The following is a 21,312-nucleotide window of genomic DNA, read 5'->3' as shown; positions in this document are numbered from 1 at the left end:
CCTATACCGCCGGCTTGCCGGATTTCATGCTGATATCGCCCTCGTCCTCGCCATCGCTCTCCCGGCGCAGCCGGAAGATGATGAGAACTGGCGCCGCTATATAGATGGAGGAGAATGTTCCAAGCGCAACGCCGAAGAGCATGGTGAATGTGAAGGAGCGAATGACGGCACCGCCGAAAATATAGAGCGCAAGCAGCGCCAGCAGGGTCGTGGCGGCCGTCAGGATGGTGCGCGACAGCGTCTGGTTGATTGCCGCATCGATCAGGATCGGCAGCGGCATCTTCCTGTAGCGCTTCAGATTTTCGCGCATGCGGTCGTACACGACAACGGTGTCGTTCAGCGAATAGCCGACGACGGTCAGAAGCGCTGCGACACTCGTCAGATTGAACTCCATCCCACTGAGCACGAAGAGGCCGAGCATGATGATGACATCGTGCAGCGTCGCAACGATTGCGCCGACCGCAAACTGCCATTCGAAGCGGATCCAGATATAGATTAGGATTGCGAATAGCGAGGCAAGGATGCCGACCGTCGCCAGCATCGTCAATTCACCGGAAACGGAGGGGCCGACGACCTCGACACGACGGAAATCGTAGTCCTCGGCCAGTTCGCCGCGAATGAACGTTGCGACTGACTGCTCGGCATTCTCGCCGCCATCCTGCGAGCCGACACGGATGAGGGCGTTGGTGGCATCGCCGATGCGCTCGACGCGCACCGGTCCGAGGTTCAGTTCGTTCAGACGGGCGCTCAGATCGGCAATATCGGCATTGCCCTGCTTCGCCTTGACCTCGATCAGCGAACCGCCGGTGAAGTCGATACCGAGCTGCAGGCCGACCGTTGCGAAGGCGAGCATTGCGGCGATGCAGAGCGCTGCAGATGCCGTGAAGACATAGCGGCGAATGCCCATGAAACGAATATTGGCGTGCTCGAACAGCCCGGTCAGCGCAGTCTTCGGCAGATGGCGCGGATTGAGCCTTGCAAGCCAGGCGGCCACCAAGCCGCGCGTCAGCGTGAAGGCGGTCAGGATGGTTGTGAGAATGCCGACGGCGAGCGTCACAGCAAAGCCGCGGATGGATTCACTGCCGACGAAAAACAGAATGACGGCGGCGATGAAGATCGTGACATTGGCATCGACGATGGTTGAAAAGGCGCGCGAGAAGCCGCGCTCGACCGCCTGTGCGAAAGCCGTATGCGGTACCCTCTCCTCTTCGCGAATGCGCTCATAGATCAGAACATTGGAATCGACTGCCATGCCGACGATCAGGACGAGGCCGGCAATACCCGGAAGCGTCAGTATCGCGCCGGCAACACTCAGCACCGCGACGATCAGCACCAGATTGAAGGCAAGCGACACGACTGCGATGATGCCGAGCATGCGATAGAGCGCTATCATCAGCGCTGCGACAAGCACGACGGCGACGATACCGGCGATCAGGCCGGAGAAAACAGATTCAGAACCAAAGAGCGGACTGACGGTGCGCTCTTCCACTGACGTCAGCGTCGCCGGCAGCGCACCGGCCCGTAGCATGACGACAAGATCCTGAACGCCCTCCTCCGAGAAATTGGCTGATATCTCGCCGTTTCCATCTGAAATCGGTGCTTCGATGACCGGGTTTGCCATGACCTGATCGTCGAAGACGATGGCAAGATGTTTTCCGACATTGGCCGTCGTTGCCTGAGCCAGACGTTTTGCCGCCTCGGCATTCAGCTTGTAGACAATCGCGCTGTCCTGGGTCTGCGGATCGGTCTTGCTATCGACTTCGGCAAAATCGGCACCTGTAGCGATTACCGTGCGATCGACGAGATAGGGAACCGGCGGGTCATCCAGAGAATACAGCACCTGCGACGTCGCGGGCCAACGGCCGGCAAGCGCCTGCTGGCCGGTCATGCTCTCATCGATGAGGTGAAACGAGAGTGCTGCAGGTTCGTTCAGCAGGTTCTTCAGCCGCTCGGCATCGACGGAGCCCAGCACCTGCACGGCGATGCGATCGTCACCATCAGGACGAACGGTGAAATTCTCTTTGCCGAAACCGGCGATCCGGCGGGCGACGATATCGAGCGAGCGGGTCTGCGCTGCGAGCGTGTCAGCATCGATCGCCTTGTCGGAGATCTGCAGCGTCAACTGACCATCATTGTTCTGCTGCAGCGAGACGTCGGCCGATGTCAGCGACTTCAGGAGATCGGCTGCGGGCTGCAACTGGGCCATATCGGTGACCTTGACCGTCACCGTCTGCGCGGTACCGGCGAGCCCCGTATAGCGGATGTTGGCGCCGCGCAGCTTGTCGCGAACGCTGGCAACCGTGGCCTCCAGCCGATCCCGGACAATGTCGGAGCGTTCGAGGCGCAGTACGATGCGGGAACCGCCCTGCAGATCGAGACCAAGGGTGACGCGGTCCTGACGAACCCAGTTGGGCAGGGAGGAGAGCTGCGCCTGGCTTAAAAGATTAGGCGCAGCGACGACAACAGCCGCAATCGCGACCAGCCAGATCAGAAGTGTTTTCAAGCGGGAAAAATGGTGCATTCTCTCGACTATCTTCCGATCCGGCGGGTGTTGCTATCGCATGTTATGCAGCGTCGGCCTTGACCGGCTCGCCCTTGACGCGGATTTCGGAAATACCGGTGCGGACGATGCGCACGCGCACGCCTTCGGCGATTTCAACTTCGACTTCCTTCTCGTCGACGACCTTCGTGACCTTGCCAACGAGGCCGCCGCCGGTGACGATCTGGTCGCCGCGACGGATCGCCTTCAGGGTTTCCTCACGCTTCTTGGCCTGCGCCCGCTGCGGGCGGATGAGCAGGAAATACCAGACTACCATCAGCGGCACGAACAGGATGATCATTTCGAGGCCTGAGCCGCCGAAAGCGCTCGTAGCGTCGGTTGCGCTCTGGGCAAATGCCGGGGTGATAAACATGCTAAGCTCCTCAGGCTGTGGGCGGCGGAACCCCGCCTCTCTTTTCAGGTCGCCGGACTATAGTTGCAGCCTTGATGAATGCAACAAAAACAGCCGGAAAGCGTACCGATTCCGCTGCCTCATAACCTTTCCGCTGTGGAAAGGCCATGCTACCCGGCATCAAAAAAACGAAAGCGGATGATCGCTGCAATCTATGAAGGAGGCACCCGATGGCCGAGGAAATCAATAGCGTTCTGCTTCAGGAGCTGAAGAGGCTTGCAGATGCAGTCGAACGGCTTGCCGGCGCCCCACCTGCCGCCAATGATTGGACCGCCGCCGACTGTTTCGTCTGGTCTCCTGCCCGCCAGTATCTGCAGCCTGTCAAGCGTCCCAATCGCGTGGCGTTGAAGCTCATCCGCGGCGTCGATCACGTGCGCGATATCCTGCACGAAAACACGGTGCGCTTTGCCGAGGGCTACGCAGCCAACAACGTGCTGCTCTGGGGCGCCCGCGGCATGGGCAAGTCCTCGCTCGTCAAGGCCGTGCACGAAGATGTGCGGCTCGAAAGCGGCGTATCGCTGAAGCTCGTCGAGGTGCATCGCGAAGATATTGCCAGCCTGCCAACGCTTCTTGACCTCCTTAAGGATACGCCGCACCGTGTCATCGTATTCTGTGACGATCTTTCCTTCGATCACGACGATACCGCCTATAAGTCGCTCAAGGCGGCGCTTGACGGCGGCGTGGAAGGGCGTCCGGACAATGTGCTCTTCTATGCGACCTCCAACCGCCGCCATCTCTTGCCGCGCCACATGATGGAGAACGAGCAGTCGACAGCCATCAACCCATCCGAAGCCGTGGAGGAGAAAGTTTCACTCTCCGATCGCTTCGGCCTGTGGCTCGGCTTCCACAAATGCAGCCAGGAAGACTATCTGACGATGATCGATGGCTATGCCGAATACTTCAAGCTTGGCCTCGAGCGCGAGAAGATGCATGCCGAGGCGCTGGAATGGGCGACCACCCGCGGCGCCCGCTCCGGCCGTGTCGCATGGCAGTATATCCAGGATCTGGCCGGCCGCATGCGCATCCATCTCGACCGCGCTTGAGCACGACCTGGCGACACAGCTGAAAGACGACAAAAGCCCGGCCTCTGGCCGGGCTTTTGCACATTCCTGAAACGCTCTACCTGCTCAGGAAGTATCCTCTACTCAAGGAATGTCATCGGGTTTACCGGGGACGCATCCTTGCGAACTTCGAAGTGCACCTGCGGCTGCTTGACGTTGCCGCTCATGCCCGACACGGCAACCGTCTGGCCGCGCTGGATCTTCTGGCCGCGCGTGACGCTCAGCGTATCGGCATTGCCGTAAACCGTGACGGTGCCGTCGTCGTGACGGACGAGAACCGTGTTGCCGAGCTCCTTCAGACCGTTGCCGGCATAAATGACCACGCCGTTTTCAGCAGCCTTGATCGCCGTACCCTGCGGAACCGAGATATCGATACCGTCGTTGCGGCTGCCGTTGACGTTTGCACCGTAGGCCGCGATCACCTGTCCGCGAACCGGCCAGCGATACTTGCCGATGCCGGTTGCTTCGGGAGCGGCAGCGCTGACATCGGACTTCTTCTCGACATCATCCACCGTCTGCGTCGCGGCAGGAGCCTTGTAAGGCGCCGGCTGTGCGGAGGCCGTCTGGACCGGGGCTGCAGCCGGCTGGGCGGGCTTCACCTGCTCGACTTTCTGGGCCGGGATGGAGGCCGTCTTGATCGTGTCGGCCGAGGCTGTGCCATTCGGGATCTTCAGCTCCTGCCCGATGCGGATCGAGCTTGCCGACAGATTGTTGGCCGCCTTGATATCGTCGATGTTGGCGCCCGTCGCCTTGGCGATCTTGGCAAGCGAGTCGCCCTGCTTGACCGTGTAGGTACCGGCGCCACCGTTCGGGTTCTTGCCGCCGCCTGCAGGAGCCTTGCTTGTCGGATCGGCGCTTGCGACGGCCTTGTCACGAGCCGAGTTGGCACCGGGAACGACAGCGACCTTCTGCTCCTGGCCCTTCGTCGGCTGCGGCAGGTTGCCGGGCTTTGAAAGATCGGCGGATTGGGCCGCGGCCTTGGCGGGATTGTTGCCGCCATTGAAGGTCGGGATGAGGATCGCCTGGCCGGGCTGCGCTGCGGAAGCCGTCTTCAGATTGTTGACGCGGAGAATTTCCTTTTCCGGAACGCCAAACCGGCGTGAAAGCACCGCGATGTTTTCACCGGGACGCAGCGTGACGGAAGGCGCATTGGCCGCCGACCAGCCCGAGACTTTCGGCGTCGTGCCCGTCGTCAGTGTATCGGCAGCATCCCTCGGAGCATTCACGCCTGCCGGGGCGATGCGATCAGGCTTCGGAGCCGACGGGAACGGCTGAGCGAGAGCGACATTCCTTTCCTGCTGCCGGGGAGAAACAGACCCTGCGCTCGGCGGCGCGAGTTCGGTGCGCTGAACGGAAACCGGTGCGGATGCCATTCGTGCCGGGGAAGTGGCAACCGGATCATAGTTCGGTCGGCCCGGATAGGGCTGGTTCATCGCACCATTCTGAGCGTAGGCCGGCTGCATGGCCGAACCACCGAGATCGGCGCGCGGCACCGGGTCGCCCTGCGGCCCGTTGAAACCCCTGCGCGGGATCGAATTCGTCGTCATCTGATCCTGCCCCGAGGAGGAAAACAGACTGCCGAAACGTGTTACATCGGAGCTGCAGCCTGTTGCTGCACTCGCCAGCAAGGTGACGACCAGAAGATTGCCGGCCGATTTCCCGAACTTCGGCGAAAGACTGAAACGCATGACTCGACCCACTTAGAACGCAACCATTTGTGAATCTATTAAAGCGCGTTAGTGTTACCATGCGGTTAAGGCGCTGGAATCAGTGCTATATTTTTGAGACCTTGATAACCATAAGTTTGCGGGCAAAAAATCATAGCCCGCAGGGCTTTGCGGTCTGCCGATGCATGTCGCGATCCTTCAGGTTCGCATGCCGTGCTTCTGATCTTTGTTTTACGGATGTCGTTGTTGCAAAACCGGTGCACCCGTTTTGCGTGTCTTGCTTTAAAGCTGGGATGCGAGGCGGGGAACAATCGGCAGATAGGGAGCGTCAAAAAGCTCCTCCCGCTCGAAGCGGCTTCCGGTTTTCGTTAGGCGAACCATGCGGCATTCGTTTTCAGAGATCATCAGCGGCGCAATCATCGAACCGCCGGAGACCAACTGATCGGCATAGAAGCGCGGCATGGAGCTGAAAGCAGCCGTGACAAGAATGCGGTCGAAAGTGCCCTCGCCCTGCATGCCGCCGCTGCCATCAGCCTGGCGGATGATGACGCTGCGCAGGCTGAGGGCTTCCATTCGGCGCTGGGCCGAAAGTGTCAGCGTCTTGTAGCGATCGACCGTCAGCACACGCTCCGCAATGCGACCAATGACCGCCGCTGTGAAACCGCTGCCTGTTCCGATTTCGAGCACGCGCTGACCGGGTCGGACCTTCAGATGATGCAAAAGACGGACCACAAAATCGACGCCCTCCAGAAAGGAGCCGCATTCGATCGGGATCGTGCGGCTGGAATAGGCGTTCTCGGTAAATTGCGGTGGTACGAAAAGCGAGCGCGGCGTTTGCTCGACTGCCGTCAGCAGATCGATGTCGGAAATGCCTTCCGCGCGCAATCTCAAGACCAGCGCTGCAAAGCCTTCCTTCTCGGCCAGTTTTGCCGTCAACCCTTTACTCCGTGTCCGAGGGCCCGCGCCACGCGGTCCGTCACGGAATAATCGGTCAGATCAAGTTTCAAAGGTGTTACCGAAATCCTATTATGCTTGAGGGCGTGGATATCGCTGCCCTCGGTAAAGGCGCCGGCACGCTCGCCGAATTTCAGCCAGTAATAGGGAAAGCCGCGGCCGTCGGTGCGCGCATCGACCTGCAGGTTGAAGGCAAGCTTGCCTTGGGCCGTCACTTCCACGCCCTCGACCTCTTCAGGGCGACAGTTCGGGAAGTTGAGGTTGAGGAAAGTGCCTTCGGGCAGATCGACGGTCATCAGCTTTTCGAGGAGAGCAGGCGCGTGCGCCTCGCAGACTTCCCAGGGCAGGATCCGCGCGCCGTTATCGTAAACATAGGCCTGGCTGAGGGCGAAGGAGCGCACGCCCTGCATCGTTCCTTCGATGGCGCCGGCAATGGTACCGGAATAGGTTACGTCGTCTGCGACGTTGGAGCCGGAATTGACACCCGACAGGACGAGGTCCGGCTTGATATCCAGTACCTGCTTGATGCCCATGATGACGCAATCGGTCGGCGTGCCGCGCAACGCATAATGCTTATCGGAAATCTTCCGGAGCCTCAGCGGCTCCGAAAGGCTGAGCGAATGAGCAAGACCGCTCTGGTCGGTTTCGGGGGCAACGATCCAGACATCGTCAGAAAGTGCCCTTGCTATCCGTTCCAGCGCACCCAGGCCTTCGGCATGGATACCGTCGTCATTCGTCAGCAGGATGCGCATTGGCTCAGGCCGCCCGTTCGATCTTCGTCAGACCGCCCATATAAGGCAGCAAAACGTCCGGAATCGTGACCGAGCCATCCTCGTTCAGATAATTTTCGAGAACGGCGATCAGGCAGCGGCCAACCGCGGTTCCGGAACCGTTCAGCGTGTGAACGAACTTCGTCGCCTTGTCGTCCTTGCCGCGATAGCGAGCATTCATGCGCCGCGCCTGGAAATCGCCGCAGACGGAGCAGGACGAGATTTCGCGGAAGGTGTTCTGGCCCGGCAGCCAGACTTCGAGATCGTAGGTCTTGCGCGAACCGAAGCCCATGTCGCCGGTGCAGAGCGTCATGGTGCGGAAATGCAGGCCGAGGCGCTTCAGTACTTCCTCTGCGCAGGCCGTCATCCGCTCGTGCTCGGCAATCGAGCTTTCCGCATCGGTGATCGAGACCAACTCGCACTTCCAGAACTGGTGCTGGCGCAGCATGCCGCGCGTATCGCGGCCGGCGGAGCCCGCCTCCGAGCGGAAGGACGGCGTCAGCGCCGTGAAGCGCAGTGGCAGCTTCTCCTGATCGAGAATTTCTTCGCGAACCAGATTCGTCAGCGTCACTTCCGCAGTCGGGATCAGATAGCGGCCGTCCGTCGTCTTGAAAAGATCCTCTTCGAACTTCGGCAGGTTGCCGGTGCCGAACAGGGCTTCAGCGCGCACCATCAGCGGCGAAGACACTTCGGTATAGCCGTGTTCGGTCGTGTGCAGATCAATCATGAACTGGCCGAGCGCGCGCTCGAGTCTGGCGAGCTGGTTGGTCAGGACCGTGAAGCGCGAGCCGGAGAGCTTGGTGGCACGTTCAAAATCCATGTAGCCGAGGGCTTCGCCGATTTCGAAATGTTCCTTCGGCGTATGGTTCCAGCGCGGTTTTTCGCCGACGATACGGGTGACGACATTGTCGTGCTCGTCCTTGCCGACAGGCACTTCGTCAAGCGGTACGTTCGGAATGCGCGAGAGCTGGTCGTAGAGATCGGCGGAAAACGCGCGCTCTTCTTCCTCGGCTGCCGGCAGGCTCTCCTTGATCTCGGCGACCTCGGCCTTCAGCTTGTCGGCAAGCTCGGTGTTCTTCTGCGCCATGGCCGCGCCGATCTCCTTGGAGGCGGCGTTACGGCGGGAGAGCAGGTCCTGCGCCTTCTGCACCGCGGAGCGGCGCTTTTCGTCAAGAGCAATGAGAGATTGCGACAAAGGCTCCGCGCTGCGCTTGGCAAGGGCAGCATCCAGAGCCTCGGGGTTCTCACGGATCCATTTGATATCGAGCATCGTCGTTCCAGATCGTTTCAACATAAATGAACCGGTCGGAGGAAACCCCGACCGGATGGGAAACGGCAGAACTCAGTGAAATGTCCTGATGCGCTCAGACGCTATCCGTGTTGGCGACGTCGGAGGATTCGCTGGCCTCTTCAACCGCCTGTTTGGAACGCTGACGCTCCACGAGTCGTGCCGCGTAAATGGAAATCTCGTAGAGAAGGATCGTCGGTAGCGCAAGACCGATCTGGGACATGGGATCGGGCGGTGTGAGCACCGCGGCGACCACGAAGGCAAGCACGATCGCGAACTTGCGCTTTTCGGAGAGCCATTGCGACGTCAGAAGGCCGACACGGGCCAGAAGCGTCGTGATCACCGGTAGCTGAAAGACGAGGCCGAAGGAGAAGACCAGCGTCATGATCAGGCTCAGATATTCCGAGACCTTCGGGAGCAGCGAAATTGCCACCTCGTCATGACCCGGCGCCTGCTGCATCGACAGGAAGAACCACATGACCATCGGCGTGAAGAAGAAATAGACCAGCGCCCCGCCCATCAGGAACAGGATCGGCGATGCGATCAGGAACGGCAAAAAGGCCTGGCGTTCGTTCTTGTAGAGGCCGGGAGCGACGAACTTGTAGATCTGTGCAGCGATGATCGGGAAGGCGATCACCAGACCGCCGAACATCGCGACCTTGACCTGCGTGAAGAAGAACTCCTGCGGCGCCGTATAGATCAGCTGTGCTTTCTCGACATCGAGATGAGCCCAGCTGACAGCAAGCTTGTAGGGATAGACGAGGTAATTGAAGATGTGCTTGGCGAAGATGAAGCACACGATGAAGGCGATGAAGAACGCAGCGATCGACCAGATCAGCCGCGTGCGCAGCTCCATCAGGTGCTCGATCAACGGCTGCGGCTTGTCTTGTATATCACCGCTCATGCCTCATCCTTCTTATTTTTGGCGGCAGGCTTTGCGACGGCGGCCGGCTTCCTCGTCGCGGCAGCGCGCTTCGGCTTCTCGACCGGTGCCGCGACCAACGCAACCGCGTCAGCCTTGTCTGCAGCCTTCACACGCGGCTTGCGGACGGCCTTCGGCTTTTCAGCCACGGCGACCGGAGCAACGGTGGCGGCAGCGGCCGGCTGCGGCGCAGGAACGACCGGCGGCGTTTCCGGAAGGCTCATTGACGGCGTCGGCGCGGAAACTTCCGCAGGCGGCGCTTCCGTCACAGTCCCGGTACCCTGCTCCAGCGGGCGCTGTTCTGCCGGGTTGTCGACCTTCGTCGAATTCTGCAGGTCGGCCTTGATCTCGTTACCCATCTGGCGCAGCGGGTTCATCGCCTCGCGCAAGCTGTTGACCGGGTTGAGCTTCTGGGCGTCGCTGATCGTGTTACGCACATCGTCAAGCTCGGCTTCGCGCAGTGCTTCGTCGAACTGGGCACGAAACTCACCCGCGACCTTGCGGGCACGTGCTGTCATCTTGCCGAAAGCGCGCAGCATCGGCGGCAGATCCTTGGGACCGACGACCACGATCAGAACGACCGCGATAACCAAGAGTTCGGTCCAGCCAATATCGAACATGCAAGGCTCCTGAACGGGCGGCGCGGGGGCAGCGCCCTTTCCCGTACGTGATTACTTCGTTTCGTCGGCCTTGTGATCGACGGTCTTTGCTGCTTCCGGCGCGTCTTCGTCCGTCATGCCCTTCTTGAAGCTCTTGATGCCCTTGGCAACGTCGCCCATCAGTTCCGGGATCTTGCCGCGACCGAACAACAAAAGCACAATGGCCAGAACGATAAGCCAGTGCCACATGCTAAAAGAACCCATTACGCATACTCCCTGTTTCGATGTTCCCTCGATGTAAGAATTTCCGATCCGGTTTCCAACATCAATCCTTCTGGATTGAGCTTAATGTCACGGTATCGGCCTTTGTGACAAGCCATTCGTCCATCGAAAAATCGTGATTGACATTGTTTTGCGCGGCCGTGGCAAAAGCAAGACCAACCTTCATCATTCCTCGGAGGCGCCACCCGGGGCGAGCAGTCCAAGCTCTTCAAGGTCCAGTTGTGTAATTGGATCCTCATCCTCGGCCAGTTCGTCGTTCATGAGGGGCGACGGAATGTTGAAATTGGCCGGGATTCGGCCGGACAGCAGGCCGGCGCCCTTCAGTTCCTCAAGTCCCGGCAAGTCGCGCAATTCCTCAAGGCCGAAATGATCAAGGAAATCACGCGTCGTGCCGAGCGTCACCGGCCGGCCCGGTGTGCGACGGCGGCCGCGGAAACGTACCCAGCCCGCCTCCATCAGCACATCGAGCGTGCCGCGCGAGGTTTGCACACCTCTGATATCTTCGATCTCGGCACGCGTCACCGGCTGGTGATAGGCAATGATCGCCAGCACCTCGAGGGCTGCGCGGGAGAGTTTGCGGACCTCATTCTCATCGCGACGGATGAAAAAAGAGAGGTCGGCGGCGGTGCGGAAGGCCCAGGCATCATCGACCTGCACGAGATTGACGCCACGCGGCGCATAGTGGTCCTTCAGGCGCAGCATGATCTCGCGCGCATTGAAGCCCTTCGGCAGACGCTCGGTGATAAAGCCTTCGGATACCGGCTGGGCGGAGGCGAAGACCAGCGCTTCGGCTATACGCTCCGCTTCGATCTCGGCCTGCAGATTGTGGGAAGCGTCTTCGCCCTCCCCATCTTCACCTTCAAAGTCATCGTCCTGCGCGCCGATCAATCCGACTGCTCCTGTTCGACCACCTGAAGGGTGGCATGTTTCGGGCCGCGGCGCATATAGATCGGCTGGAAGGCGCCATCCTGGCGGATCTCCAGCTTGCCCTCGCGCACCAGTTCCAGCGAGGCGGCAAAGGCGCTGGCAACGGCAGTGACGCGCTCGGTGGGGCTTGCAAGGTACCGCAGCAGATATTGCTCGAGCGCGGTCCAGTCGACGATGTCGCCGATCATCTGGGTCAGCAGTTCGCGGGCGTCGGTGAGCGACCAGACGTTGCGCCGCTCGATCGTCACCTGGGTGATCGCATGACGCTGTCGCAGGGCTGCGTAGGCGCTCAGGAGATCGTAGAGATTGGCCTCATAGGCCGATTGCTGGCGATGCGGGATATGTTCGGGCGCGCCGCGGGCGAAAATGTCTCGGCCGAGCCGGTTGCGATTGACGAGGCCGTCGGCCACTTGGCGCATCGCTTCCAACCGCTTCAGGCGAAAAGCAAGCGTTGCGGCCATTTCCTCACCAGAGGGACCGTCGTCCTTGACCTGCTGCGGGATCAGCAATCGCGATTTCAGATAGGCAAGCCAGGCGGCCATGACGAGATAGTCGGCGGCAAGCTCGATGCGGATCCGCCGCGCGCTTTCGACGAACTGAAGATATTGCTCGGCAAGGGCCAGAACCGAAATGCGCGACAGGTCGACCTTCTGGTTGCGGGCAAGATAGAGCAAGAGGTCGAGCGGGCCTTCGAAGCCGGCGACATCGATCACCAATGCCGGCTCGTGGGTGGCGCGTTCCGAACCGTTCTCCTGCCACAGCTTGTCCATCGGCGTTGACGCCGCCTGGGACCGCTCCGTGCCCTTGATCGTGTTCACCCTACCCTGCCTTTCCGGCCTCTTCTCAAGCCGTCGCAAACATGGCGTCGAATTCCGCCCTTATCGTCGTCTCGTCTGCAGCATCGGCAGTCGGGAAGCCATCCTCGACCAGCCGTGCCCGCTCGCGCGCAAGACCTGCCAGCGGCGGAACATTTGCCACGACCTGAAGCATCTCGTCCATATGGCCGTTGCAATGCAGCACGATATCGCAACCGCCCGCAATGATATTCGCCGCGCGTTCGCCGATCGTGCCGGAAAGCGCGTTCATCGAGCTATCGTCCGACAGGAGCAGCCCCTTGAAGCCGATCTCGGTGCGGATGACCTCGTCAATCACCTTGCGGGATGTGGTTGCCGGATTGTCCGGATCGATGGCCGTGAAGACGAGATGGCAGGTCATGGCCATCAACTCATCCTTCATCGCGATGAAGGGCGGGAAGTCGTGAACTTGCAGTTCTTCGCGCGATACGGCGACGACCGGCAGTTCCAGATGCGAATCTGCAAAGCCGCGCCCGTGGCCCGGCATGTGCTTCATGACCGGCAGCAAACCACCGGCTTTCAGCCCCTCGGAAGCAGCCCGGCCCATTTCCGTGACAGTAACAGGATCGCCGCCATAGGCCCTGTTGCCGATAACATTGCTGCTGCCTTCGACGGGCACGTCGAGCACCGGCAGGCAATCGACATTGATCCCGAATTTCTGGAGATCAAAAGCATGCAGACGCGACATAAGCCAGGCGGCGCGCAGGCCAAGCGCACGGTCGCGGCGATAGAGATCGCCAAGCGCCTGCCCCGGCGGATAGTGCTGCAGGATCGGCGGGCGGATGCGCTGAACGCGACCGCCCTCCTGATCAATGAGCACGGGCGCATGCCAGCCGACGCAATCGCGCAACTCGGCAACGAGATCGCTGATCTGCTGGGCTTCGGAAATGTTTCGTCCGAAAAGGATAAAGCCCCACGGGCGCTCTGCCCTATAGAAGGCCTTCTCTTCGTCGGTCAGCTTGAGGCCGCTGCAGCCAAGGATCATCGCTTTTGATTCGGTCATACCCGAATCATAAGGGTCGCCCGGCGAATTGCGAGCGAGGTCAAGCGCGATCCCACAAAAAAGAACGGCGGGACAAGCCCGCCGTTGCGATAGAGGAAGCCGGAAAGCTTACTTGGAGATCAGGCAGCTTCCGCCGGCCGAGCGATACTGCTCGCAAAGAGCGGCGGCCTCGTCCTTCGAGCCGGCCGGGATGCGGACGCGGTAGAACGTGCCCTTGCCGGCGATATCCGCCTTGCGGATTTCGTAAGCGCGGCCACTAAGCACGCCTGCGAACTTCTTCGACAGGCTGGCATAGGACTTCTTTGCTTCATCTTCTGACGGCAGCGATGCGATCTGGATGCCGTAGCCGCCGCTTGCAGCGGCCGGAGCCTGCTGTGCCGGCTGGGCAGCGGACGCTGCCGGTGCAGAGGCGACCTGCGTCGGTTTCTGCTGTGCCGTCGGGCGGACATTACCGTTTTCGGTTACCGTGCCGACGACATTGACCGGCTGTTCGGCCGGGCGTGCCGTCGGGACAGGCGCCGTATCGGTCGTCGCAGCGGAGGCTGCGTCGGTGATCGGTGTGGTCTTGACTGCACGAACCGGCGGGTCGACCTGATTTGCGTTTGCGGCGTTCACCTCAGCCATCTTGGCGGTGGTCTGGGCCGGCTGGGCTGCTGGCGCTGCTCCGACAGGCGGAATGGCGGCGGATGCAACCTGATTGCCGTTCTGATTGCCGGCGCTGGCCGGGAAGCTTGCAGCAGACGGCGTCGCGGCCGGCTGGGCTGCAGGCGTTGCCGATGCGACTTCCTTTGCCGACGCGGATTGCTCGGCAGGTGCCGGCTCTTCGCGGGCAACGAGCGTGCCGTCCGGCTTGACGATCATCGTGCGGACCTTGCGTGGCGAAACGGATGGCGTCCCATTGTCATCGGCAGAGGAGGCATCCGCAGACGCGTTGTGGTCCGGCAGCAGGCGCGGATCCTGCGTCTCGCCGACGGCAGTCGGCAGGACCGAATCGCCCGTACCCTCGTCGTCATCGGGCGAAACTTCAGGCGTCAGCGTGCGCTGGACGACATCGACTGGCTGTTCGTCGGAGGAGACCAGAGCCTTCTGTTTCGGCTCTTCGGCAGCACCTGCAACACGGTCATAGACCGCCTTGTCCTGATTCGGCACGGTCTTGCCGCCCGGATTTTCCGGAACGACCTTCACAGGCTCCTTGTCAGCAGCGATGACCCGCGGCTCGCCGGAGCTGACGATGCTAAGGCCAGAGCCATTGGACACCCAGCTGTAGATGCCGTAAGCGCCGCCAGCAAAAACGACCAGCATGGCCGCTGCGGCCAGAAGGCGGCGCATGGAGCGGGCGCGATTGAAATCCGCGGCCTGGCTTGCGGATTGGATATGGACTTCGGAAACGCTCTCGCGGCGCTCGACGGGCTCACGCACGCTGCGGCGGAAATCCTCTTCCAGCGCGCGTTCGAAATCATCAAGACCGTCGGCGAACACAGTGCTTGCCGGCTTGGCTGCAGCTGCTGCCGTTGCGGCAGCGGCCGGAGGCGCCCAGGCGGGTGCAGCCTGCGGCTTCTCCTGCCGCTTGGCGGGCTCGAAGAAGCTTGCAATCTCGGCATCGAGATCGAAATCGAAGTCGGCGGTTTTGGCGACCGGTTCCGGATGCTCGACCGGCGGCAGCGTCGGGACATGCATGTCCTCGACCGTCTCGGGACGATCCTCCGGGTCGGAGATCATCGAGGGATCGAAAGGCAGATCGTCGGTGTGTTCGCTTGCGGGCACCGGCCTGCTGTAGCTCACCGGAGCTGGCTGCGGCTCAGGCACGAAAACCGGTGCGGGTTGCGGCTGAGGACGCGGCGCAGGCTGTGCCGCGACCACCGGAGCTGCACGTACCGGCTCGGGCTTCGGCTGCGGAGCCTGTGGTTCGGAAAAATCGAGATCGGCGAGCTCAAGCTCTATGCCGGCAAGATCCAGCTCGAAATCATGGCCGGCAAAAGGATCTTCGGCGTCCAGTTCCGGCTGGCGTGCGACGACCGGCGCGGGTGCGATAGGCGTCGAAATCGGCTCCACCGGCTCCCGAACGACCGGTTTCGGTGCTTCGGGCTGGCGAAGTACAGGCGTCGCACGGCTCATCGGCACGGGCGCGATCACTGTCGGTTGCGCAGGTGCACGAGCAACGGGCGCTTCGAAGACGGGGGCTTGGAAGACAGGTGCTTCGAAGACGGGAGCGTCAAACGTGGGCGCCTGGAAAACAGGCGCGGCAGGAGCCGGGACCGGCGACAGCTCGGCAACGGGTTCAGGTGCCGCGGCAACAGGTTCTGATGCGACGGAGCCAGCAGCGCGCTGCGGCACCGGATAACGGGAGACATCCGCCAGGAGATCGTCGAGATCGAAGGCATCCGCATCGAAAGTTTCCGGCAGCGCTTCCGTCAGCGCCGCGTCGGGATGAACATCGCCTTCGGCCGTAGCGGCGATCAGGTCAAAACCGGCATTGTCAGGCTCGGCCGGCTCTTCGGAGGCAGCAGCCTCTTCGAACCTTGCGACAGGCTCTTCAGGAAGGGCAACTTCTTCGTGGCGGTCGATCTCGGCCGGAAAACCGAAGGAGGCCGCAACCGGCTCGAAATCTGCCGCTTCAACCATGGCGACCGGCAGAGGCTCGTCAGCCACTTGAGGCGCAACCACTTCGGGTTCGACAAGCACTTCCGGCTCAGCAACAAATTCCGGCTCGGCAGTGAAGGCTTCGACGGGAGCGTGAGCCGGCTCAAGAACAGATGAATCGACGACCAGCTCGGAAAGAACCGGCTCTTCGCGACGTGGGGCGTGAAAATTGGCGAGCGGCAGACGGATGCTGGCGGCCGACCATTGCGGCGCCTTGGCCGGCGGTTGAACGACCGGAGCCGCAGGAAGAGCGTTACCGATCGAAAGCTCGAGTTCTTCGATCAGATCGCGAGCGCCACCATAGGCCGTGAAGGTGACCGGCGGCTCTGGGGGAACGGCGACAGGCTTCGAAGGCGTGGGAGCCCAGTCGGTGGCGACGGGCGCCTCCCATTCGGCGGCAACCGGCTCAGGCGCCTCCACTTCGGGAACCACAGCAACGCTCTCTGGAAATTCAGGCTCAACGGCAGGCGTCTCGAAACCGGACATGACCGAGGGGGCGAGCTCTTCGCCAATCGAAGGCACATCTTCCTGGACCGGCTCGACATAATCGTAAGTCTCAGCTGCCTGAGCGATCGGCTCGACCGGATGATCGAGATCGGCGAGAGGACGTGGCGCATCATAGCGCTCGAACTCACGGAGAAGCTCGTCCTCGAGATTGAGAGCCGGCTCCTGCCGTGCGGGTTCGCTTACGGTATTGGCCGCGACGCGAGGTTCAAAGCCAACAATACGAGCGAGTTCTGCCAACGGATCGTCGTCGGCAAACATATCGTCTTTACCACGCGTGTCATACGCAAGTCGTTTATCAGCCATGCCCATCCCACTCAAAAACGCAAACACTCAAATGCCAGCGCATTGTGGGGAAATGGTGACGTTATCGCATTTCGTCCGGTGCGGCAGTGCCTGTAATGGCAAGTCCCGACTTCAAAACCGACGCGACGGCGTACACCAGCCCAAGTCTGGCAATACTTGATTCTCGGTTCTTATCGTTAACAAATCGTAATTCCGTCTGATCTTTACCTTTGTTCCAGTGGGCGTGGAAGGCGCTGGCAAGATCATAGAGGTAAAAAGCGATGCGATGCGGCTCCTGAGACTGGGCTGCACTTTCGACGATACGCGGGAATTCTGCAGCCTTGGCAATCAGCTGCAATTCGGTGGAATCCGTAATGCCTGCAACGGATTGCGCCAAAAGCTCGGGTGTCGGGGCGAGATCAGGGAAGGCCTCCCTCGCCTGCCGGAAGACGGACATGCAGCGGGCATGCGCATACTGCACGTAAAAAACCGGATTATCTTTGGATTGCTCCGTTACTTTGGCAAAATCGAAGTCCAACGGCTCCGAATTCTTGCGGTAAAGCATCATGAAGCGAACCGAATCACGTCCGACTTCTTCAACGACATCGCGCAACGTGACAAAATCGCCCGAACGCTTCGACATCTTAACCGGCTCACCATCGCGGTAGAGCTTGACGAGCTGGCAGAGCAGCACCGTCAGCTTCGCCTTACCGTCGGAGACGCCACGCGCAACCGCCTCGAGGCGCTTGACGTAGCCGCCATGGTCGGCGCCGAGCACATAGATCATCTCATCGAAGCCGCGGTCGAACTTGTTCTTGAAGTAGGCGACGTCGGCAGCGAAATAGGTATAGGAGCCGTCCGACTTGATCAGAGCACGATCGATATCGTCGCCGACTTCGGTCGAGCGGAAAAGCGTCTGCTCGCGGTCTTCCCAATCTTCGGGAAGCTGGCCCTTCGGCGGCGGCAGCGTGCCCTTGTAGACATAGCCCTTGAAGGTCAGGTCGTTGATGGCGGTGCGGATTGCTGCCGCGCCATTGGCATGCAGCGTGCGCTCCGAGAAGAAGATATCATGATGGACGTTGAGCGCAGCCAGATCCTCGCGGATCATCACCATCATCATCTCGATGGCGCGATCCTTGACGATCGGCATCCATTGCTCTTCCGGCATGTTGTGCAAGCGCACGCCGTATTCGGCGGCGAGCGATTCTCCGACCGGGACCAGATAGTCACCGGGATAAAGGCCGGACGGGATCTCGCCGATCTTCTCGCCAAGCGCCTCGCGGTAGCGCAGGAAAACAGACCGAGCCAGCACATCGATCTGCGAGCCGGCGTCGTTGATGTAATATTCCTTGACGACGTCATAGCCGGCAAAGGCAAGCAGATTTGCGAGCGCATCACCGACGACGGCGCCACGGCAATGGCCGACATGCATCGGGCCGGTCGGGTTGGCCGAGACATATTCGACGTTGACCTTCTTGCCTTGCCCCAGTCCGGAGCGGCCGTAGCCTGTGCCGGACTGGATCATCGAGGCAAGCAAGCGCTGCCAGTAGCCGACGGACAGCCTGATATTGATGAAGCCCGGACCGGCGACCGAAACCTCGGCGACGTCGGCGTCTTCCTGCAGCTTGGCGATGATGATTTCGGCAAGCGCACGCGGATTGGTGCCGAGCGGCTTGGCAAGCACCATGGCAGCGTTGGTCGCGACATCGCCGTGGGTCGCGTCACGCGGCGGCTCCACGGCAATGCGACCGAAATCGAGCTCGGATCGCTTTTCCTTGACCAGATCGAGCTGTTCAAGAGCGTTTTTAATCCTGGCTTCAAAATCGGTAAAAAGGTTCATCGCACTCTTCCATGCACAGGCTGTGCCAACAGGTTTGCCGGCGGCTGCCGGGCGCCCGCTGCCTATCGCAAATCCGGAGTGTGGTCAAACAATCGCCTGTGGGCACTGATGGCATAGGTATCCGTCATGCCGGCCAGATAGTCCCCGACATGGCGGGCTTTCGGCGCGTCGGAAAGACCGGCGATATGGTCGACCCAATAATGGCTCTGCATCTCCTTGGGATTGGCCATATAGGCACCAAAGAGATCCTTGACGATCTGAGCGGCACCGGCACGGATGCGCATGATATCGGCATTCCGGTAGATGCGCTTGAAGAGCATTGCCTTGATCTGCCGGTCAGTCTCGGCCATCTCATCTGAAAAAGTTGCCATCACGTGATCCGCATTGCGGATATCGTCGGCGCTTTGCGGGTTGAGCTCTGTCAGGCGCTTCTGCGCTACGCCGATTACGTCCTCCACCATGCGTGTGATCTGGCGGCGCATGATTTCATGCGTGAAGCGGCTCGGCTCCAGATGCGGATAGCGCTCCCTCACCTCGGCCATCAGCCCGGCAAGGAACGGGATTTCCTCCAGCATCTCGAAATTGAGATAGCCCGAGCGCAGCCCGTCATCGATATCATGCGTATTGTAGGCAATATCGTCGGCGATCGCCGCCACCTGGGCTTCGAGGCTCGCATAGGTCGCCAATTCCAGGTCGTGCAGTTCGCAATAGTCGAGTATCGGCTGGGGCACCGGCCCTCGCGTGCCAACACCATCGGCCGTCAGCAGCGGACCGTTGTGCTTGACGAGACCCTCCAGGCTTTCCCATGTCAGGTTGATGCCGTCGAAATCGGCATAGCGTCGCTCGAGTTTCGTCACGATGCGCAAAGACTGGGCATTGTGATCGAAGCCGCCATAAGGCAGCAATTCCTCGTGCAGCGCATCTTCTCCGGTATGACCAAAGGGCGTGTGTCCGAAGTCATGGACGAGCGCCACGCCCTCTGCGAGATCCTCGTCGACCTTGAGAGCGCGGGCAAGAGCGCGGGCGATCTGAGCCACCTCGATCGTATGCGTGAGGCGTGTTCGGTAGTGATCGCCATCCTGGGCGATGAAGACCTGCGTCTTGTGCTTCAGGCGGCGGAAGGCCGTCGTATGGACGATGCGATCGCGGTCACGCTGGAAATCGGACCGTGTCGGGCTGCCGCTTTCCGGATAGAGACGCCCGCGCGAATTCCATGGATCTGCCGCATAGACCGCCCGTTCGCCATAACCGAAACCCAATGCATGCCTGTCGAAGCTCATTCTTCACCGTCACTAACGCGTTGCGACCTTGCCCATTGACGCCGCTTTCCGCTCTTCATACCTATAGCTTACAGAAACGGCAAAGAGGCGCTTTGTCGACCGCTTCGCCAGATCCTGTCCTTTATGGAAGGATCATGATAAGTTTCTTTGATATCATGCGTTTGAATATCAAACGTCCAAATTAGATTCTCTCCGGATCTTGACCCCGGCAGGAGGAAAAATGACTGAAGCGAATGTAACCCTTTCCGATGCCGCGGCAAAGCGTATTGCCGCTATCGTCGGCAGCGATCCCGGCAAGAGCGCGTTGCGCGTCTCCGTCGAAGGAGGCGGCTGTTCCGGCTTTTCCTACAAATTCGATCTCGTGGACGGCGCGGCTGATGACGACATCGTCGTCGAGAAGAACGATGCCAAGGTATTGATCGACAGTCTCTCGCTGGTCTACATGGCCGGCTCCGAGATCGATTTCGTCGACAACCTGCTCGGCCAGTCCTTCCAGATCAAGAACCCGAATGCGGTGGCAAGCTGCGGCTGCGGCACCAGCTTCGCAATCTGATCCAAAACCGACTTTCCACGAATAACCGGCCGAAGATTTTCTTCCGGCCGGTTTCCTGTCTTGTCCGCCAACGTGGGAGCGCGATAAAAGAGCCGAAGCGAGTTAGCAGGATAAAGCCATGAAGATAGCGACCTGGAACATCAACGGCGTCAAGGCGCGTATCGACAACCTGACGCAATGGCTGAAGGATTCCAGTCCAGACATCGTCTGCCTGCAGGAAATCAAAACAATCGACGAAGGCTTCCCGCGGCTCGAAATCGAAGCGCTCGGCTACCATGTGGAAACGCATGGGCAGAAGGGCTTCAACGGCGTTGCCATTCTTTCCAAGAGCACGCCTTCCGAAGTCAATCGCGGCCTGCCGGGCGATCCACTCGATGAGCAAGCACGCTTCCTCGAAGCGGTCTTCTCGCTTCCCGGCAACAAGGTGGCACGCGTCTGCTGCCTGTACCTGCCGAATGGCAATCCGCCGGAAACCGAAAAATATCCCTATAAACTCGCCTGGATGGAACGCCTGCAGAAGTTCGCGGCCGAGCGTCTGGAGTATGAGGAAATTTTCATTCTGGCCGGTGATTACAACGTCATTCCCGAACCGCACGATTGCTTCGACCCGAAGGTATGGGAAAGCGACGCACTCTTCCTGCCGCAGACGCGCCAAGCCTTCCGCCGGCTGGAAAATCTCGGTCTCGTCGATGCCGTACGTTCGGCAACCGACGCCACGACGCTCTATTCCTTCTGGGATTACCAGGCCGGCGCTTGGCCCAAGAACAACGGCATTCGCATCGACCATCTCATGCTGTCACCGGAAGCTGCCGACTGCATGGTGTCAGCGGCGATCGAAAAGCATGTGCGCGCCTGGGAGAAGCCGTCCGACCACGTGCCCGTGGTGGCTTACTTCGATTTCGCTGCCTGAGATCTAAGCCATTTCCATTTTA

Annotated in this window: 18 protein-coding genes; 3 read left to right on the top strand and 15 right to left on the bottom strand. The window is 60.5% G+C overall.

All coding sequences use genetic code 11. The features are described 5' to 3' along the window. Position 1 precedes the first annotated feature (1 nt). Together secDF and yajC are read right to left on the bottom strand one after the other, a co-directional pair. Positions 2–2,521, bottom strand: coding sequence for a protein translocase subunit SecDF (secDF, locus tag LVY75_17855; protein ID XAZ25037.1), 2,520 nt, complete (start codon positions 2,519–2,521; stop codon positions 2–4). Between the two features lie 43 nt (positions 2,522–2,564). After that, a complete protein-coding gene (gene yajC, locus LVY75_17850) occupies positions 2,565–2,912 on the bottom strand; it encodes a preprotein translocase subunit YajC (GenBank protein ID XAZ25036.1) in 348 nt (115 codons plus the stop codon). Between the two features lie 209 nt (positions 2,913–3,121). Between yajC and LVY75_17845 the strand changes: the two genes are divergently transcribed. After that, positions 3,122–3,994, top strand: a complete 873-nt coding sequence (locus LVY75_17845; GenBank protein ID XAZ25035.1) for an ATP-binding protein — start codon at positions 3,122–3,124, stop codon at positions 3,992–3,994. 98 nt (positions 3,995–4,092) lie between these two features. On the opposite strand, the gene LVY75_17840 is transcribed toward LVY75_17845, so the two are convergent. The 13 genes from LVY75_17840 to LVY75_17780 form a co-directional block, all read right to left on the bottom strand. Beyond that, a complete protein-coding gene (locus tag LVY75_17840; protein XAZ25034.1) occupies positions 4,093–5,700 on the bottom strand; it encodes a peptidoglycan DD-metalloendopeptidase family protein in 1,608 nt (535 codons plus the stop codon). A gap of 261 nt (positions 5,701–5,961) precedes the next feature. Further along, positions 5,962–6,615 carry a protein-L-isoaspartate(D-aspartate) O-methyltransferase gene (locus LVY75_17835; GenBank protein ID XAZ25033.1) on the bottom strand — a complete coding sequence of 218 codons (654 nt, stop codon included), beginning with the start codon at positions 6,613–6,615 and terminating at the stop codon, positions 5,962–5,964. Continuing rightward, positions 6,612–7,385 (bottom strand): 5'/3'-nucleotidase SurE, encoded by a 774-nt coding sequence (gene surE / locus LVY75_17830; protein ID XAZ25032.1) that lies wholly within the window; start codon positions 7,383–7,385, stop codon positions 6,612–6,614. The genes LVY75_17835 and surE overlap by 4 nt, the downstream gene beginning before the upstream one ends. 4 nt (positions 7,386–7,389) lie before the next feature. Beyond that, positions 7,390–8,673, bottom strand: coding sequence for a serine--tRNA ligase (serS, locus tag LVY75_17825; GenBank protein ID XAZ25031.1), 1,284 nt, complete (start codon positions 8,671–8,673; stop codon positions 7,390–7,392). Between the two features lie 94 nt (positions 8,674–8,767). Further along, entirely contained in the window at positions 8,768–9,595 is an 828-nt protein-coding gene (gene tatC / locus LVY75_17820; GenBank protein ID XAZ25030.1) for a twin-arginine translocase subunit TatC, read from the bottom strand. Next, positions 9,592–10,233: a Sec-independent protein translocase protein TatB gene (gene tatB, locus LVY75_17815; protein ID XAZ25029.1), complete on the bottom strand. Its 642-nt coding sequence runs from the start codon at positions 10,231–10,233 to the stop codon at positions 9,592–9,594. The genes tatC and tatB overlap by 4 nt, the downstream gene beginning before the upstream one ends. Before the next feature lie 51 nt (positions 10,234–10,284). Next, complete coding sequence (locus tag LVY75_17810; GenBank protein ID XAZ25028.1) at positions 10,285–10,476, bottom strand: twin-arginine translocase TatA/TatE family subunit; 192 nt, start codon at positions 10,474–10,476, stop codon at positions 10,285–10,287. 183 nt (positions 10,477–10,659) lie between these two features. Beyond that, positions 10,660–11,382, bottom strand: coding sequence for an SMC-Scp complex subunit ScpB (gene scpB / locus LVY75_17805; GenBank protein ID XAZ25027.1), 723 nt, complete (start codon positions 11,380–11,382; stop codon positions 10,660–10,662). Further along, positions 11,379–12,239, bottom strand: coding sequence for a segregation/condensation protein A (locus tag LVY75_17800; GenBank protein XAZ25026.1), 861 nt, complete (start codon positions 12,237–12,239; stop codon positions 11,379–11,381). Before LVY75_17800 ends, scpB begins: the two co-directional genes overlap by 4 nt. 25 nt (positions 12,240–12,264) lie before the next feature. After that, the gene (gene nagZ / locus LVY75_17795) at positions 12,265–13,278 is read right to left on the bottom strand and encodes a beta-N-acetylhexosaminidase (protein ID XAZ25025.1); all 1,014 of its coding nucleotides are present in this window, start codon (positions 13,276–13,278) and stop codon (positions 12,265–12,267) included. Between the two features lie 108 nt (positions 13,279–13,386). Then, on the bottom strand, positions 13,387–16,728 hold the full coding sequence (locus LVY75_17790) for an SPOR domain-containing protein (GenBank protein ID XAZ25024.1): 3,342 nt from the start codon (positions 16,726–16,728) through the stop codon (positions 13,387–13,389). Between the two features lie 61 nt (positions 16,729–16,789). Further along, complete coding sequence (gene argS, locus LVY75_17785; GenBank protein ID XAZ25023.1) at positions 16,790–18,547, bottom strand: arginine--tRNA ligase; 1,758 nt, start codon at positions 18,545–18,547, stop codon at positions 16,790–16,792. 62 nt (positions 18,548–18,609) lie between these two features. After that, entirely contained in the window at positions 18,610–19,827 is a 1,218-nt protein-coding gene (locus tag LVY75_17780; GenBank protein XAZ25022.1) for a deoxyguanosinetriphosphate triphosphohydrolase, read from the bottom strand. A 220-nt stretch (positions 19,828–20,047) separates the two neighbouring features. On the opposite strand from LVY75_17780, the gene erpA reads away from it, so the two are divergent. Both erpA and xth read left to right on the top strand, forming a co-directional pair. Continuing rightward, positions 20,048–20,380, top strand: coding sequence for an iron-sulfur cluster insertion protein ErpA (gene erpA, locus LVY75_17775; protein ID XAZ25021.1), 333 nt, complete (start codon positions 20,048–20,050; stop codon positions 20,378–20,380). Positions 20,381–20,498: 118 nt separating this feature from the next. Continuing rightward, complete coding sequence (gene xth, locus LVY75_17770) at positions 20,499–21,290, top strand: exodeoxyribonuclease III (GenBank protein XAZ25020.1); 792 nt, start codon at positions 20,499–20,501, stop codon at positions 21,288–21,290. Positions 21,291–21,312: the final 22 nt, after the last annotated feature.

It is taken from the genome of Sinorhizobium sp. B11 (assembly GCA_039725955.1).
Taxonomy (GTDB): domain Bacteria; phylum Pseudomonadota; class Alphaproteobacteria; order Rhizobiales; family Rhizobiaceae; genus Rhizobium.
The sequence above is the reverse complement of the archived record's forward strand: the minus strand, read 5'-3'. Positions and strand labels throughout refer to the sequence as shown.

Bases quoted from the DNA above. Each gene is read 5' to 3' on its own strand.
- secDF (XAZ25037.1), bottom strand. From the start codon at position 2,521: ATGCACCATTTTTCCCGCTTGAAAACACTTCTGATCTGGCTGGTCGCG.
- yajC (XAZ25036.1), bottom strand. From the start codon at position 2,912: ATGTTTATCACCCCGGCATTTGCCCAGAGCGCAACCGACGCTACGAGC.
- LVY75_17845 (XAZ25035.1), top strand. From the start codon at position 3,122: ATGGCCGAGGAAATCAATAGCGTTCTGCTTCAGGAGCTGAAGAGGCTT.
- LVY75_17840 (XAZ25034.1), bottom strand. From the start codon at position 5,700: ATGCGTTTCAGTCTTTCGCCGAAGTTCGGGAAATCGGCCGGCAATCTT.
- surE (XAZ25032.1), bottom strand. From the start codon at position 7,385: ATGCGCATCCTGCTGACGAATGACGACGGTATCCATGCCGAAGGCCTG.
- serS (XAZ25031.1), bottom strand. From the start codon at position 8,673: ATGCTCGATATCAAATGGATCCGTGAGAACCCCGAGGCTCTGGATGCT.
- tatC (XAZ25030.1), bottom strand. From the start codon at position 9,595: ATGAGCGGTGATATACAAGACAAGCCGCAGCCGTTGATCGAGCACCTG.
- tatB (XAZ25029.1), bottom strand. From the start codon at position 10,233: ATGTTCGATATTGGCTGGACCGAACTCTTGGTTATCGCGGTCGTTCTG.
- LVY75_17810 (XAZ25028.1), bottom strand. From the start codon at position 10,476: ATGGGTTCTTTTAGCATGTGGCACTGGCTTATCGTTCTGGCCATTGTG.
- nagZ (XAZ25025.1), bottom strand. From the start codon at position 13,278: ATGACCGAATCAAAAGCGATGATCCTTGGCTGCAGCGGCCTCAAGCTG.
- LVY75_17790 (XAZ25024.1), bottom strand. From the start codon at position 16,728: ATGGCTGATAAACGACTTGCGTATGACACGCGTGGTAAAGACGATATG.
- argS (XAZ25023.1), bottom strand. From the start codon at position 18,547: ATGAACCTTTTTACCGATTTTGAAGCCAGGATTAAAAACGCTCTTGAA.
- LVY75_17780 (XAZ25022.1), bottom strand. From the start codon at position 19,827: ATGAGCTTCGACAGGCATGCATTGGGTTTCGGTTATGGCGAACGGGCG.
- erpA (XAZ25021.1), top strand. From the start codon at position 20,048: ATGACTGAAGCGAATGTAACCCTTTCCGATGCCGCGGCAAAGCGTATT.
- xth (XAZ25020.1), top strand. From the start codon at position 20,499: ATGAAGATAGCGACCTGGAACATCAACGGCGTCAAGGCGCGTATCGAC.